Source organism: Bacillus sp. CHD6a (assembly GCF_001293645.1).
GTDB lineage: Bacteria > Bacillota > Bacilli > Bacillales > Bacillaceae_I > Sutcliffiella_A.
Window position 1 is genome coordinate 1 of sequence record NZ_LBMD01000029.1, and the last position, 14,456, is coordinate 14,456.

Below are 14,456 nucleotides of genomic sequence, written 5' to 3' on the forward strand. Positions count from 1 at the left end.
AAACAAAAGCCGACCAGGTGATCCTGATCGGCTTTTTCAATCATTATTCCCACTCAATCGTTGCAGGTGGCTTACTTGTTATGTCATACACAACGCGGTTGATGTGATCTACTTCGTTAACAATACGTGTGGAGATTACTTCTAGCACATCCCAAGGGATACGCGCCCAGTCGGACGTCATTCCATCGATGGATGTTACGGCACGGATACCGATTGTGTAATCGTACGTACGTTGGTCTCCCATTACTCCGACACTGCGGATGTCTGGAAGTACGGTGAAGTATTGCCAGATGTCACGGTCAAGGCCCGCTTTTTTGATTTCTTCACGAAGGATATGATCAGATTCACGAACAATTTCTAGTTTCTCATCAGAAATTTCACCAAGAACACGGATTCCAAGACCCGGACCTGGGAATGGCTGACGCCAAACGATTTCATCTGGAATGCCTAGTTCTGTTCCTAATGCACGAACCTCATCTTTGAACAATGTGTTTAACGGTTCAATTAGTTGGAACTGCATGTCTTCAGGAAGTCCGCCCACATTGTGGTGAGATTTGATCGTTTGTGCAGTTGCCGTACCACTCTCGATGATATCTGTATAAAGCGTACCTTGTGCAAGATAGTCGATGCCCTCTAATTTAGAAGCTTCGTCATCAAATACATAGATAAATTCATTTCCAATGATTTTACGTTTTTGCTCAGGGTCAGAAACACCTTTTAGCTTATTAAGGAAGCGGTCTTTTGCATCTACTTTAATAACATTCATGTTAAAGCCTTGACTAAACGTCTTCATTACAGCTTCCGCTTCGTTTTTACGTAATAATCCGTGGTCTACGAAAATACAAGTCAATTGGTCACCAATTGCTTTGTGAATCAGCACAGCTACGACCGAAGAGTCTACTCCGCCACTTAGTGCGCAAAGAACTTTTTTGTCGCCGACAACGTCACGGATTTTTTGCATTTCAATTTCAAGGAAGTTCTCGATTGTCCAGCTGTCTGTGCAACCACAAACGTTGTACACGAAGTTTCTTAAAAGATCGTTTCCATATACAGAGTGACGTACCTCTGGATGGAATTGAACACCGTACATTTTCTTGTCTTCATTACTGATTCCCGCAATTGGACATGCCGGGCTAGTAAGGTCAACAGCGAAGTCTTCCGGTTCTTTAACAACTAGGTCACCATGACTCATCCAAACCACTTGCTGTTCAGGAATGTCTTGGTACAATGCGGATTGGTTAGAAACTGTTGCAAGTGCTTTTCCGTATTCACGGTGACTAGCTTTTTCTACTACTCCGCCAAAGTGCATCGTCATCAACTGCATTCCGTAGCAAATGCCTAGAACAGGAATTCCAAGTTCAAAGATTTCTTCGTCACAACGGAAGGAGTTTTCACCATAGACACTGTTTGGTCCGCCAGAAAGGATGATTCCTTTTGGGTTCATTTTTTTGATTTCTTCTGCTGTAATCGTATGTGGATGTAGTTCGCTGTAGACACCGAACTCACGGATACGACGTGTGATTAGTTGGTTATATTGACTGCCGAAGTCAAGGACGACGACCATTTCTTGGATACCTTCCACCCGAATTCACCTCATAAGTTTAATATTTTTCGGAGCATATCTTTTCGTTTATTTTGACCTGAAATAGGTAAGATATGCTTTAAAACACAAAAAAACTAGAATCTTCCCCTCATATTTACATAAGAAGGCAGAATTCTAGTTTGCTAGAGGGGAACTTATATATGGATATAATTCGCCCTACCAGGAATAGAACTGCCTTCATAGTCGGGTAGTTGACGGCAACCCGGTAGAGACTCTCGAACCATATTATCGAGGATATATGAAGCCACTAAAATTTATAGTTGTATTAATTTGACCTTATTCTATCAGTGTGTTTCTACTAGGTCAAGATGATGTCTTTTTAATTAAATTTTCCCATAATTCCACCGATTTCTCCCATTCTTGCTCAGAGGAATCGCCGCGGTAAAGGACACGTTCATAACGAGCAGTGAGCGATTGCATATCTCCAGTACTGTAATAGTCATCAATATACTTGGCATACTCACGAAGGGTTTGACCTTCTTTGCGCGTGAGACCGATGGAATGCAACTGTCTTAACAAAGCAGGATACGCTTTATTAAAAGTACCCTCATCCTTTTTCCCTTTATAGCGCAGTATATAGTAATAAGGCATCCATTTATTTCGGCCAAAAAACAACACGGCACCCGCAGCAACTAACGATGCCACAAAAAGTGCTACCGGCTTCCAAGAGATATCTGTAAGATTCCACGTTCCATCCTTAGAACCGGATGCCCCTGCAGCCTCTTCATCTTCTCCGGGATCCAACTCGGGAATATTATTACGATCTGTTTCTGGTTGTTCCGGTTGTTCGATGGTATCTTCCTCTGTTGTTTCCCCTGTATTTTCTTCTACAGATTGATACACAAAGCTATACGGGTTAGAGAATCCACTTGTCGGTTCATAGGTTACCCAGCCTACTTCCGGATAGTAGACTTCCACCCAAGAGTGGGCGTTGTTGTTTGTTACTTCAAAAAGCCTGGTGTTAGTATCTGTTACATCGACAAACTCACCTTGTGTATACCCCTTCACCCATCTTGCGGGTATGTCGACAGCACGCAACAAGGCGACCATGGATGTCGAGAAGTTATCGCAATAGCCTTGCATCGTTTCAAACAGAAATTGATCCACATAGTCCTCATCCCCTGTTGGAACAGCAACTTCTGTCGTTTCGTATACAAAGTCGTTGTTACGGAAATACCTTTCCACCGCATTGACCTTATCAAAGCGCGAAGAGAACGACCCCGTTATTTCTTCTGCAAGTCCGACCACCCTGTCTGGCAAACTATCAGGCAACTGCGTGTAACGTTCCACAAACTCTTCGTTGCTTTCTTCTCCTGTTCCAGGCTGCGCTCCTTTTAAAGCTTCTATATAATACCTAGGAAAATGGTAATTTACCCGGTATTCTTCTAATTGAATTGGGTCTCCATCTTCATCCATCGTGCGAATTTTTTCTGTACTATCGTTTATGCTAAAATTAATCCCCTCTTCTTCGACTTGAATATCTGTTAAGCCAAGTGGATAGTTGATATGGGGATAGGTTTTCTCCATCGTCAATGTTGCAGAATACGCATCCGTCGGAACCTCATTACTCATCCAAGAAACCTGATCATTTCGTCCTCTATACAATTCGGCTCGTTCTCCATCTGTCGAATCCCAGCCTTTTCCTGTATAGATGTCTTTTGTTTCCACTCGCCAATAGTGAGTGCGCGTCAGTTCTGCTTGGAAAACGACGCTATCATCCGGAACAAACGGGCCCCCGAGGCGGGAATCATTTTCCCCATAGCCGATTTTGCGAACACCGCCACCTGTTCCAGAGCCATCTCCATTCCCAATAGCTTTCAAAAACGGCACAGGATCTGGCCAAATAGGCGCTGCTTTCGGCGAGAAGTAACCGGCTGTGGCAGAAAGAAGAATAAAGATAATCAGCGGTACTCCCCATCCAATCAAGAGCTTGCCACTTCTATATACCCCTTCCCGTTCTTTCAATCTCTCTAAATGGACAAACCCAACAATGGATAGTCCAACCACAATCAACCGCATAATCGCTTCATTCCCCTGATACGGTGTGAAGGTATCTAGAATGGCAACGTAGGCGATGGTAAATATAACAAATAACAACATTTGTTTTCGGTACAAGATCCAGTAGATTACCAGATAGCTTACAAGCCAAAGCAGGATAAACAGCAAGATACTCCTAAACATCCCTGTCATCGCAACCCAATCTTGTGCCCATATAATATTCACATTATATTTCAAATCATTCACAATGTACGCAAACCAGTCCTTACTCAGAAACCTGCCATCCATATAGAGGATATGAATAAAATAAAACATAAACCCGACATGAACGAAAAAGCTTAGGAGTGGGAGTATTTGCAAAAAGGAAAGCGAAAAAGAGATTAGAAGGAACACAACGAACACATATAAGTTCGCCGTATCTGTTACATCCCTTAATGGAAGGATCCATTCTAGTAATAATACAAATCCGAATACATGCATGAGCAAGGCATACCCGTTTCGTTGATAGGGGTTAGATTTTGCCATCACTAACTCACCTCACTTATAATGGGACTTTTCGGTTTAGTCGGATAAACAGTCTTAATTATAATATTTCTCCGCTTCAATAGATCCATATAGGAAAGTTCTTCTTTCGTCAATCGAACTCCCTCATCTTTTGTCAGATGAACTTCTAGATGGAGGTGTCTAGTAGAGAGTTTCTCAAGACTTTCTACCATCCCCCTGTTAAGTTTGCCTGTAATAAAAATAAACGTAACGGTTGGCTGGAATTTGCCGATTTCCATTTCAATCACTTTGGAAAAATCCCTTTTGCTGTTTGGTTGGATTTTAGCAAGGTGATAATAAATGCCTGCAAACTGTTCTTCCCCGCTTCGCAACGAGTACACCGAACGATCTTCCCCAACCGACACAAGGCCAACTTGTGATCCATACTTGAGGATAGCTTTGGTCATGGCAGCACTGTAGCTGACCGCACTTTCAAACGAGGCGCTTTGGGAACGGTCAATAAACAACAAAACATCATGTGACTGCTGCTGTTCAAATTCCTTTGTCATAATATCGTTACGGCGCGCGGTCGCTTTCCAATCAATCCATGAAAACCTGTCTCCAGGTTGATATTCTCTGACACCAACTGTCATAGATGTATCACGAACCATTTTCATTTTGGAGGATGTGGACCCTTGATCAAACTTATTTTCGTGTTGCCTATACGTCATTTCTGTATAGCTTGGATACACCAAAAAGTGCTGATTCAATTCGATGGTTCTCTCTTTTTCAATCAAGCCAAGGAAATCACCTGTGACTAAACGAATACCAGTCAATGTATGCTCCCCGCGGGGAACTCGGTCTAACGCATATTGAATCGTGATGTTGCTTTTAAACCACGGAAAAAGAATCCGCTTTGCCTGCTTTGTTTGCTGACAAAATAATAGGTCATTTGGAAGAACTTCTTCTACTAAAAGGAACGCAAGCGGAACAGGTACCGTTCTTCTAAGCGTTATGGTCCCTATTAACCTATCTCCAGCACGGTATTTTTCCTGATTGATCGTTCTTGAGACTTCAAAATCTTTAATCGGATAAACTAGAATAGTAAAAGCATAAAAGGCAAACGGCAGAAAGCTCACGAACAAAAACCAGCTGACAAACCCGCCTTGAAACATAGCATAAACAAAGGTGGTGACGACCAACAGCAGAAAAGAAACCAATTTCCAGATTTTTTTAGATTTCTGAAGAAACGCCTTCATTATCTGCTCATCGACCTTTGAACAGGAATTGGCGTACGATCAATTACCTTCTTCACCACTTGCTCTGCTGTCATCCCCTCAAACTTCGCCTCGGATTTCAGGATAATTCGATGCGGCAACACATAAGGTGCTAAATATTGAATGTCATCCGGAAGCACGAAATCTCTGCCATGAATAAAAGCATACGCTTGTGCCGCTTTCATCAATGCCACCGAACCACGGGGACTTGCACCTAAATAGACGGACTGATGAGTACGGGTACGATTGACCAAGTCAACGATGTATTCTTTTACTGTCACATCTACATGCACTTCTTTTACCCTCTTCTGCATTTCCTGAAGTTCTTCCAATGTTATAACCGGCTGCAATTCATTGATTGGTTGTTTCTTTTCCGTTGTATGTAAAATATTCACTTCTTCCTGTGGAGAAGGATAGCCCATATTCATTTTGAATAAAAAGCGGTCAAGTTGCGCTTCAGGCAATGGATACGTACCTTCATATTCAATCGGGTTCTGTGTCGCCATAACGAAAAACGGGCTTCCTAATGAAAGAGTGTTTCCATCCACCGTGACACTTCCCTCTTCCATTCCCTCTAACAGAGCCGCTTGTGTTTTGGGAGAAGTTCGGTTGATTTCATCCGCTAAGACAATATTCCCCATAATCGGGCCAGGTCTGAACTCGAACTTTAATTCTTTTGGGTTATATATGGAGCTTCCTGTTACATCGGAAGGCAAAAGGTCAGGTGTGAACTGGATACGTTTGAAGTTTGCCCCGACTGATTTGGCAAGAGACCGCACCATTAACGTTTTCCCAACTCCAGGTACATCTTCAAGCAGCACATGTCCTCCCGCAAGCAAGGCAACGATACTTAATTCTGCTACATGTTCTTTCCCAATCATAACATTTCCAATATTGTCCAATATTCGTCTCACTTGTAATGGTGTAGTTTCCAAAATCCGTACCCCCTAGATTCTATATTTATATATAAATCGACAACAATTTGATACCTAACCTACACTATATTCGCTTTTTTGTCAGAAAAAACCTTTATTACCCATGTAAATAGTTTCAATTTTCCCTATTTATAGAATAACAAAAAAAGGAGAACGAATGGTACTAAACGCGCTCAGGGAAAAAGTAGCAAAGAATATCGAATCATAAAGAAGGAATTTCGGATTCCGTGTAGAATTTTATAAATATAAGAGGGTGTAACCAACTTAAACATTTACCCCTATATCAAAAGGGTTAAACTTTATTCATCATGCATCCCTTAAAATCTTCACAGAGCACAGGGCCGTACTCCTTGTTCTTAAAGGGATGAGACAATGGAAGTGAAAGTGCAGCAATCCGAACTATCGAGTGAAATAGGAAGGTTACTCAGGAAACACTTCGGAAAAGGACCCGAGGCTGTTTTTGTAACCATCGCATCACCCTATGTCATCATCTATTTACGCCATTTTCTATCTCCTATTGAAAATATGCTGCTAGAAGACAATCACACGATGACGGTAGAAGAAATTCGAGATAAAATGATGCGTAAATTAAACCAGAAAATAAAAGAGATGATTCATTCCGTGACGGGATTACCGATAAAAGAGTTTTATTATGATTGGACTTTCGCGAACGGATCTGGCCTTTTAGTCGGAGTCGAGGAAAAAGCAGAGAAGTTTTTTGAATACAACTATCCAAATCGACATGAAGTGGAAACCATCATTACCAAGATCAGCGCCGAAGCAGAGAAACATCCAGACGTTACATATTCCCATATGTTGAACGACCGTACACTCATTGTCATTCGGGAAGGCATCCTCGTTCAAATAGAGGAACAGCTTATTGAACTAGGGTTTGAAGAAGCATTGACTCTTGCAAAACGTAAATTGGAAAAAAAGCTACTTTTTCAAGCAAAAACATCCTTCCAACAGCTGTTGCAAAAGGATATAACAGAAATATTTGTCAACTGGGACTTTGCCTTAGATAAAAGCATCATCGTGTTCATCTTAGCACCGCAAAAAACATAATCGGCAGTAATGATCTAGGCATGGAACTAGACATAAGCCAAAGAGAAGGCAGTAAACCCCTGCCCTCTCTTTGGCTTTTTTTGTTAATAGCATACCTCTCCGCTTATGGAAAATTGCTTTACCCCAGGAGGGACGCAAGGATGGAAATTAAACACCAATTCACGATCAAAGACGACAAAGATATCATATCAGTAAGAAAGTTTGGACGAGAAATAGCGACCAGTATGGGCTTTAACTATATTGATCAAGTACGTATCACCACCGCCATCTCAGAACTCGCACGAAATGTGGTTAAGTACGCCGGATGCGGCACCGTATCCATCGAAGTGATATATAAGTACACCCCCGGATTAAGCGTCATCGTAATAGATAATGGACCCGGAATAATCAGCATCGGCAAAGCCATGGAAGACGGCTACTCCACCTCCGCCAGCCTAGGCGCCGGCTTACCTGGAGTAAAAAGAATGATGGATGAATTTTTAATAGATTCCGTGATGGAGCACGGGACCAGGATAGAAGTGGTAAAGTGGTTGCGAGGGTAGAGGGCTGCGGGGACAGGTTCCCCGGCCCACCACACTTCTCCTAACACAATGTCCACAAGTTAATATAGGAATAAGTGGATTGTGGTAAATTGTTTTGTAAATAGAACTCAAACCCACTCCAAAAACTCTAACCTGTTACCAAATAGATCCCTTACATAAATTCTATTGGCCCCGGGTAAATTCTCATCCACCGCGTATTCCACCCCCTGTGAGCTCAAATAACTTTTAAATTCTTCTAGTTGGTAAACCTCAAAAGCCGGATGTGCTTTTTTAGCAGGAATAAAAGGCTCTTCCACTCCTAAATGAAGGTGAACAGTCCCTCTCGTAAACCACACCCCACCATTTTTTCTCAGGGACTCCGGCTTGTCCACTTCTTCAAATCCTAATATATCACCATAAAACTTGCGTGCTTTCTCCTCGAGCCCCTTTGGCATGGCGAGCTGGACATGATCGATTTTATTGATTGCAAATGACATAAAAAAACCTCCTGAGTAGCTAGAATATACTTCCATCTTACTCAAGGAGAATGATAATAGAAATGACGGTTATATAATGGTTTACCATAAGTTTTGCTTATTTCAAAAATTCTTTCGCAACATAAATGACCAACTGCAAAATGGACATTATCCTACAATCCCTCTAACAAATCCCTCAATGTGTTTTGGGTAACCATTCCATTTACTGCAACCGTCCCATTTTTTTCTAATCTGATCTCTAAACGATTGGGAATGTCATAAAGGCGATCTTGCAGGTGTGCATATCGATTAGTTAAAAATCGATACTGTTGATTAGCAGACCCTACCCATGGACGACTTAAATCTAATTGTTCTTGTATGAAAGGTCCATCAATCAGCAAATCGGTTACCTCTAAGAGGGACTTCCAATCTTCCCGGTTTGAAGTAGTTAAGAGCTCATAGGTATAACCACTAAAAGTCATAATAGAAAGCCCCTCCTCTTTTAACTTCCCTCCTAAAAGGGAAAGGCCATCAGATTGATCAAAAGGTTCTCCTCCTAAGAAGGTAACACCTTCAATTCCATGTTCTTCTTTACTTTTCATTATCTGCTCATAAATCTTTTGTATTTCTACTACTTTTCCAGCTTGAGTTGACCATGTCCAAGGTACTCCACAACCTTTACAGTGGATAGAACACCCTTGGACCCATAAGCAAGCTCGTAATCCAGGTCCTTCAGCTTTTGTACTCTCTAAAAAGCGATGTATTCTAAGTTCCATTAGAAATCTACTACTCTCCCTGAATTTGGATGAAGAGGCTCCTCTTTTTTGATCGAACTTATATAAATATGTGAACTCATTTTCTCTAGTATATGTGGCTTTAAAGATAAACGAAGTCCGAAATCTTCCAAAGAGGAAAAGGCTCCTGATTCGTTGCGAACCGCAACAATTTTTTTAGCCAGAATCAATCCGATAGCAGGTTGCGCAGAAAGCTCTTGTTCTGTTGCAAGGTTAATATCTACTGGGTCTAAAAGAATCTTCTGTTCGTTCACTCCCTTAAAGAACTTTTCTGCATCGCCTGAAACTGGATTGGGTTTACTTGGACGCTCAGGAATGTTGTATTCTTTATTTATTTGCTTCTTCATGGTATCTCGCATTAATACTTCCATAGATTCCAATGCTTCTATGCGCAAAAGGTACTCTGTTCTGATTTTAATCACGTGCACCACAGAAATAATCCAACTTACAAAATATAAAAATGACACAAAGGTTGCCAATGCTTCATTCTTTGAATCTACAAAAATCATCATTAACGTAAAAGGTAAAGTATAAACAATCCCCCAAATCGTCCATTTCCACTGTTTCGTTCGGTAAGAAATATAAAAAAAGGAAATGTAGTTAAAGATACCAACTGTCAAAAAAGCCCATAGCATCCATATGGAATGGGTATATTCCCAAACCTTCCCTTTTGAAGTAATCTGACGAGCCAAAGTGGTTACCTCTCTTTCAAGTTTAGTTTTGTTTCTTGCGTGATGTGGACTTCCGTTTCATGAAATTCTTCGGTATAAGAAGAGTCGATGGTTTCAGCTTCTAACAGTTCTTCTAATAACGTTATATAAGTAAGACATTCTTTCCCTTTTACTCCGAGAGTTTCTGCTAAAATCTTCCCGTCTTGTGTAATTTCAATAATTATTTTTTTCGGCATGCCACTATTCCCCCGAACTTGCCACCTGGAAACTTAACACAATCGAGTTCTGTTTGTTTACGTGCTCTGTTTCCAGGATTAATCCCTTTTCTTTCGCTCTCTCCACCAACATTTTATACGTTTTTTGTTGAACAAGACTGGTATACTCTTCGTGCAAACGCTCCACAAATTCTTCGGCAGCTTCTCTTGGTATATCTTTTTTAAATACAGCTTCAAATGTTTGATTTTCACTATATTGGAAGATAATTTGGATGTCACCGATTTTATAAGATAAATGATCATAATCTATTGATGTTGTTTGACATCCATAATTGTCTAAAGCTTGTTGCAATAATACCGAATCCTTCATAATAGTCGGGAGTATATAGATACTTCTAGAGGTTTGTTGTACTAATTCGGATGCCACAGCTTGGGTAACTGCAATTGCTACAGGAATAAGGATGATTTCGATACTCATCTTCCACTACCTCCTTAAAAGTCAACTGTTCGACCGCCACGTTTGCTTCGGATGTCTTCGTCTTTTGGCACGTGGAAATCAGTTGTATTTGACGTTTTATTATCTTTATATTCTTCCCGATATTCTTTTGGAGTTGCTGCAACTGCTCGTATATCCGCCCATTCACGAATGGCCCTTATCTGCTCGGATTGAGTTACGGAAAGTGGAACAGTCGTTTCGATAACTTTCTCTAAGTCTCGATATTCCAATCCACGATTTTGTGAAAAGGCTTCAAATAATGCAGAGATTACCACTTGTTCTATTTCTGCACCGATAAAGGTCTCGGTCAAATCTGCTAGTTTCTCTAATACACCATCATTAAACGTGAAGTCTCCTAATGCCTTAGGACTTTTTAATCTTTTAGAAAGGTGGATGTGGAAAATTTCTTTTCGTTCTCGCTTAGTTGGTAGATCCACAAAGAAAATTTCATCAAAACGTCCCTTTCTTAATAGTTCTGGTGGGATATATTGAATCTGGTTCGCAGTAGCAACAACAAATACCGGTTTCGTTTTCTCTTGCATCCAAGTAAGGATTGTACTTAAAATACGAGAAGCCGTTCCACTATCGCCACTGGAGTGAACGCCTGTTAAGCCTTTTTCCATTTCATCAATCCAAAGTATCGAAGGAGAAATGGCTTCTGCTGTTTCTATTGCTTTGCGCATATTTTCTTCACTGCTACCTACAATTCCACTAAAAATTCTCCCCATATCAAGCTTCAATAATGGAAGGTGCCACATTGAGCTAATGGACTTAGCAATTAAACTCTTCCCACAGCCTGGCACTCCAGTCAGAAGAACTCCCTTAGGTGAAGGTAAACCATACTCTTCGGCTGAATCCAACCAGGACTTGTCACGTTTTTTCAACCAGCGTTTAATATTTTCAAGGCCACCAACATCCTCCATGTTCGGTTCGCTTTTAATATATTCTAAGATGCCAGTTTTCTTAATAATCTGCTGCTTTTCTTTCAACACACTTTCTACACTGTCTATATCCAATCGACCTTCACTAACTAAAGCTAACGCAAACGCATTCTCTGCTTCTTGTAGGGTTAATCCAAGGGCTGCTTTCGCTAATCTCTCTTGTTCTTCCAACGTTAAATGAATGGTGATGCGAGTATTAGACTGATTAGCACGAATCATTTTGTTCAATACTTCTCTAATTTCTTCAAAGGAAGGAAGACCGTAATCTAAAATGCTAATGTCTTTCTGCAGCTCATATGGAATTACTAATGATGGAGATACAAAAATGACATTTTTCGGTGAAGGACTCTTCTCTACATAAGTAAGTAAATCTCGTACTTTTCGAATGATAGTTTGATCGGGTTGGCGATTGTTCCCTCCAAAGTAAACGTGAAAATCCTTCATGATAAAAATCGACGGTTCTTGGTACTTTTCAATGAATTCTAATGCTTTAATTGGATTCTTGGTTTCCTGTGTTTCGGAACGAGAACGGGACGTCAACCCATTTGTTACACTCCAAGTAAATACATTACGTGGTGTTTTAATAAGTTCAACGGCATCAGCTACTTGCTGTATATCATGGATAACACGTTCTTCTTCCCAAGTGGAAATATATATATAAGGAAATCTGGCTCTACAGTAGTTCGCAAATTCTTCAAGAAAAGTTTTAGACATTGCAGGTTTCTCCTTAACTAACAAATTCTAGGAATATATCAATGTTTCAATTATAAACCAGACTTTTGGAGAAAAATAGTAGACAAAGGTAATAATTAACAACAAATCTCCTTACAAATCCTATCTACCAACCACTATCTTGATATAGTCTGCAGAAATAGTCGATGTATGCCAAGTCCTTTTAAATCGCTCTATAATAGAAGTTAGAATTCAATTGGTCAAACGTTTGTTTAAAAATTACTACATAAACATAGTTTAGTTTTGATATAACGCCTATAAAAAAAGACACATGTTAAATGCATGTGTCTCGCTCTCTACGGCTCCCATTTTCAAGCTGTACCTCTAATAACAAGTTTAGGCTTTATTTGAATTGTGGCAGGTGACAAGGCCTCACCCTGTAGTCTTAAAACTAAACAGTCCATCACTCCAGTAACTAGTTCATCGAAAGAGTAAGCAATACTTGATAAAGGGGGTGTTGTGGTCAGACAAATGGGATGATTATCAAATCCAATAATAGATGCATCACGGGGTATGGATATACCATTAATAGTAGCGGACCGAAGTAATCCAGCTGCTACAAAGTCACTTCCAGCTAATATTCCGTCCACTCTTCCCTTATGTTGAAAAAGCTTATCGCCCAGTTGTATTCCATTTTCAATGGATATGATTTGATCATAGAGTTGAGATTTGGTGGAAGGTAGGTGATATGCTTCATGTGCTCTTTTAAATCCCTCCCACCGTTTTTGTTGGAGTGGTGATGTCTGGTGATCACAACAAAACACGAGTTTACGTCGGCCTTGTCCTAATAAATGACTCGTAGCTACAAATAGAGCCTCCTCTTCATCTACCGAAATCACATCAAATAACGTTCCTTCCAACTTCTCGTTACAAATAACCACTGCACTACTTCCCACTTTTTCTTTAATTTCACATTCCGTTAAGGAGGAGTACGTTATAACAAGGGCGTCCATTTCTTTGTGAAGAAGCCCCTCATACACTTCCCGCTCTGTTTGTTCCGAATAGAAAGTTTGGTAAACTACTGTCCTATATCCTTGATTGTGACATGCTTTCGATAAGATACTAACAAGCTGGCTGAAATAAGGATGATCTAGAACAGGAACGAGGATGCCAATGGTTTCTGTCGTTTGAAGCCGAAGATGCACAGCTTGATTGTTTCGTACATAAGAAAGTGATTGGATTGCTTGTTCTACTTTTTGACGACTTTCAGCCGAAACATGTGGGTGGTTGTTTAGAACACGAGAAACGGTGGATTTTGACACTCCACTTACACGTGCAATATCAAGAATGGTTGGCATTTTATCATCTCCACTTTTATCTTGACATGGGAACGTTCCCAGAAAGTAAGCTAATTGCAGTTAAGGAGGTTACTTTCATATGTCACAAGGTGTTTTTACTTTCACAAACGAAACAGATTTTCTGCTTTTTTTAGATTTTGATGAAACCTATTTTCCACATGAATGTAACGAAGAACAACGAATTATGTTAAAAGAATTAGAAGCTTATCTTAACCGGGTATCACTGACTTACCGTATCAAAGTCGGTTGGGTTACAGGAAGTAGTCTGCAACAAGTACAAGATAAGGTAAGAAAAGCAAATCTACATTATTTCCCCCACTTCATCTCTAGTAATCTAGGAACAGAAATATGGGAAATCGACCAAAAAAGAAACGTAAAGCCCGTTTCACAGTGGGATGATCATATTTCCCATTCTGGATTTTCGCATCAGTTAGTAGAAGATATACTTATTGAGCTAAAAAATGTATATGGAATTAAATTATATCCCCAAACTCAGTTAGGGCAACAAGAGTATAAAATGAATTATTATTATTATAAAACATCCCATGCCATTGTTGAATATCACCTTGCCATTATAAAGCGACTTGCATGTAACAGCGGTATCTCAGTGAATATCAATCGTTGCAACCCAAAAGCAGGCGATCCAGAAAATGCGTATGACATCGACTTCATTCCTAAAGGTACAGGCAAGAAGGCTGTCGTACAGTTTATGAGACATTATTATCAAGTTCCGTTCGAACGGACACTAGCATTCGGTGATAGCGGTAATGATATTGATATGTTAAAAGCAGTTAAACACGGTTATCTTTTAAAAAATGCCACAGATGAAGCGAGAAAATTGCATCGTTTCATTACCAACAAGGAATACGGAGAAGGCGTTATGGAGATATGCAAAACAATCTTTAAAGAAGATACGGTATCAAAATAAGTATTAGCCAAATCTCTTTAAGG

14 protein-coding genes and 1 riboswitch are annotated in these 14,456 nt (G+C 40.2%); of the genes, 3 read left to right on the plus strand and 11 right to left on the minus strand.

Annotation, left to right across the window (positions count from 1 at the left end; genetic code table 11):
- Positions 1-43: 43 nt before the first annotated feature.
- The 4 genes from guaA to AAV98_RS17080 all read right to left on the minus strand — a co-directional run bounded on the left by guaA (position 44) and on the right by AAV98_RS17080 (position 6,296).
- A complete protein-coding gene (gene guaA, locus AAV98_RS17065) occupies positions 44-1,564 on the minus strand; it encodes a glutamine-hydrolyzing GMP synthase (protein WP_060666790.1) in 1,521 nt (506 codons plus the stop codon).
- A gap of 199 nt (positions 1,565-1,763) precedes the next feature.
- Positions 1,764-1,865, minus strand: a riboswitch (purine riboswitch).
- A gap of 41 nt (positions 1,866-1,906) precedes the next feature.
- Positions 1,907-4,126, minus strand: a complete 2,220-nt coding sequence (locus tag AAV98_RS17070) for a transglutaminase TgpA family protein (protein ID WP_060666742.1) — start codon at positions 4,124-4,126, stop codon at positions 1,907-1,909.
- A gap of 2 nt (positions 4,127-4,128) precedes the next feature.
- On the minus strand, positions 4,129-5,343 hold the full coding sequence (locus tag AAV98_RS17075; protein WP_060666743.1) for a DUF58 domain-containing protein: 1,215 nt from the start codon (positions 5,341-5,343) through the stop codon (positions 4,129-4,131).
- Positions 5,343-6,296, minus strand: coding sequence for an AAA family ATPase (locus AAV98_RS17080; protein WP_269433477.1), 954 nt, complete (start codon positions 6,294-6,296; stop codon positions 5,343-5,345). The genes AAV98_RS17075 and AAV98_RS17080 overlap by 1 nt, the downstream gene beginning before the upstream one ends.
- 372 nt (positions 6,297-6,668) lie before the next feature.
- Between AAV98_RS17080 and AAV98_RS17085 the strand changes: the two genes are divergently transcribed.
- The gene (locus AAV98_RS17085) at positions 6,669-7,361 is read left to right on the plus strand and encodes a Na-translocating system protein MpsC family protein (protein ID WP_060666744.1); all 693 of its coding nucleotides are present in this window, start codon (positions 6,669-6,671) and stop codon (positions 7,359-7,361) included.
- A gap of 140 nt (positions 7,362-7,501) precedes the next feature.
- The gene (locus AAV98_RS17090; protein ID WP_060666745.1) at positions 7,502-7,903 is read left to right on the plus strand and encodes an anti-sigma regulatory factor; all 402 of its coding nucleotides are present in this window, start codon (positions 7,502-7,504) and stop codon (positions 7,901-7,903) included.
- 107 nt (positions 7,904-8,010) lie between these two features.
- On the opposite strand, the gene AAV98_RS17095 is transcribed toward AAV98_RS17090, so the two are convergent.
- From AAV98_RS17095 to AAV98_RS17125, 7 genes are all read right to left on the minus strand, one after another.
- Complete coding sequence (locus AAV98_RS17095; RefSeq protein WP_060666746.1) at positions 8,011-8,379, minus strand: VOC family protein; 369 nt, start codon at positions 8,377-8,379, stop codon at positions 8,011-8,013.
- A 152-nt stretch (positions 8,380-8,531) separates the two neighbouring features.
- Positions 8,532-9,134, minus strand: coding sequence for a 4Fe-4S single cluster domain-containing protein (locus AAV98_RS17100; protein ID WP_060666747.1), 603 nt, complete (start codon positions 9,132-9,134; stop codon positions 8,532-8,534).
- Positions 9,134-9,844 (minus strand): ComEA family DNA-binding protein, encoded by a 711-nt coding sequence (locus AAV98_RS17105; RefSeq protein ID WP_060666748.1) that lies wholly within the window; start codon positions 9,842-9,844, stop codon positions 9,134-9,136. Before AAV98_RS17105 ends, AAV98_RS17100 begins: the two co-directional genes overlap by 1 nt.
- A 5-nt stretch (positions 9,845-9,849) precedes the next feature.
- A complete protein-coding gene (locus AAV98_RS17110) occupies positions 9,850-10,059 on the minus strand; it encodes a DUF2997 domain-containing protein (protein WP_060666749.1) in 210 nt (69 codons plus the stop codon).
- Between the two features lie 4 nt (positions 10,060-10,063).
- Positions 10,064-10,516 (minus strand): hypothetical protein, encoded by a 453-nt coding sequence (locus tag AAV98_RS17115; RefSeq protein ID WP_060666750.1) that lies wholly within the window; start codon positions 10,514-10,516, stop codon positions 10,064-10,066.
- A 14-nt stretch (positions 10,517-10,530) separates the two neighbouring features.
- Positions 10,531-12,189 (minus strand): AAA family ATPase, encoded by a 1,659-nt coding sequence (locus tag AAV98_RS17120; RefSeq protein ID WP_060666751.1) that lies wholly within the window; start codon positions 12,187-12,189, stop codon positions 10,531-10,533.
- Positions 12,190-12,518: 329 nt separating this feature from the next.
- A complete protein-coding gene (locus tag AAV98_RS17125; RefSeq protein ID WP_060666752.1) occupies positions 12,519-13,505 on the minus strand; it encodes a LacI family DNA-binding transcriptional regulator in 987 nt (328 codons plus the stop codon).
- A gap of 79 nt (positions 13,506-13,584) precedes the next feature.
- Between AAV98_RS17125 and AAV98_RS17130 the strand changes: the two genes are divergently transcribed.
- Positions 13,585-14,433, plus strand: a complete 849-nt coding sequence (locus tag AAV98_RS17130; protein WP_060666753.1) for an HAD-IIB family hydrolase — start codon at positions 13,585-13,587, stop codon at positions 14,431-14,433.
- Positions 14,434-14,456 lie beyond the last annotated feature (23 nt).

Excerpts from the sequence above, each read along its gene's own strand:
- guaA (WP_060666790.1), bottom strand. The coding sequence starts at position 1,564 with ATGGTCGTCGTCCTTGACTTCGGCAGTCAATATAACCAACTAATCACA.
- AAV98_RS17070 (WP_060666742.1), bottom strand. The coding sequence starts at position 4,126 with ATGGCAAAATCTAACCCCTATCAACGAAACGGGTATGCCTTGCTCATG.
- AAV98_RS17075 (WP_060666743.1), bottom strand. The coding sequence starts at position 5,343 with ATGAAGGCGTTTCTTCAGAAATCTAAAAAAATCTGGAAATTGGTTTCT.
- AAV98_RS17085 (WP_060666744.1), top strand. The coding sequence starts at position 6,669 with ATGGAAGTGAAAGTGCAGCAATCCGAACTATCGAGTGAAATAGGAAGG.
- AAV98_RS17090 (WP_060666745.1), top strand. The coding sequence starts at position 7,502 with ATGGAAATTAAACACCAATTCACGATCAAAGACGACAAAGATATCATA.
- AAV98_RS17095 (WP_060666746.1), bottom strand. The coding sequence starts at position 8,379 with ATGTCATTTGCAATCAATAAAATCGATCATGTCCAGCTCGCCATGCCA.
- AAV98_RS17100 (WP_060666747.1), bottom strand. The coding sequence starts at position 9,134 with ATGGAACTTAGAATACATCGCTTTTTAGAGAGTACAAAAGCTGAAGGA.
- AAV98_RS17110 (WP_060666749.1), bottom strand. The coding sequence starts at position 10,059 with ATGCCGAAAAAAATAATTATTGAAATTACACAAGACGGGAAGATTTTA.
- AAV98_RS17115 (WP_060666750.1), bottom strand. The coding sequence starts at position 10,516 with ATGAGTATCGAAATCATCCTTATTCCTGTAGCAATTGCAGTTACCCAA.
- AAV98_RS17120 (WP_060666751.1), bottom strand. The coding sequence starts at position 12,189 with ATGTCTAAAACTTTTCTTGAAGAATTTGCGAACTACTGTAGAGCCAGA.
- AAV98_RS17125 (WP_060666752.1), bottom strand. The coding sequence starts at position 13,505 with ATGCCAACCATTCTTGATATTGCACGTGTAAGTGGAGTGTCAAAATCC.
- AAV98_RS17130 (WP_060666753.1), top strand. The coding sequence starts at position 13,585 with ATGTCACAAGGTGTTTTTACTTTCACAAACGAAACAGATTTTCTGCTT.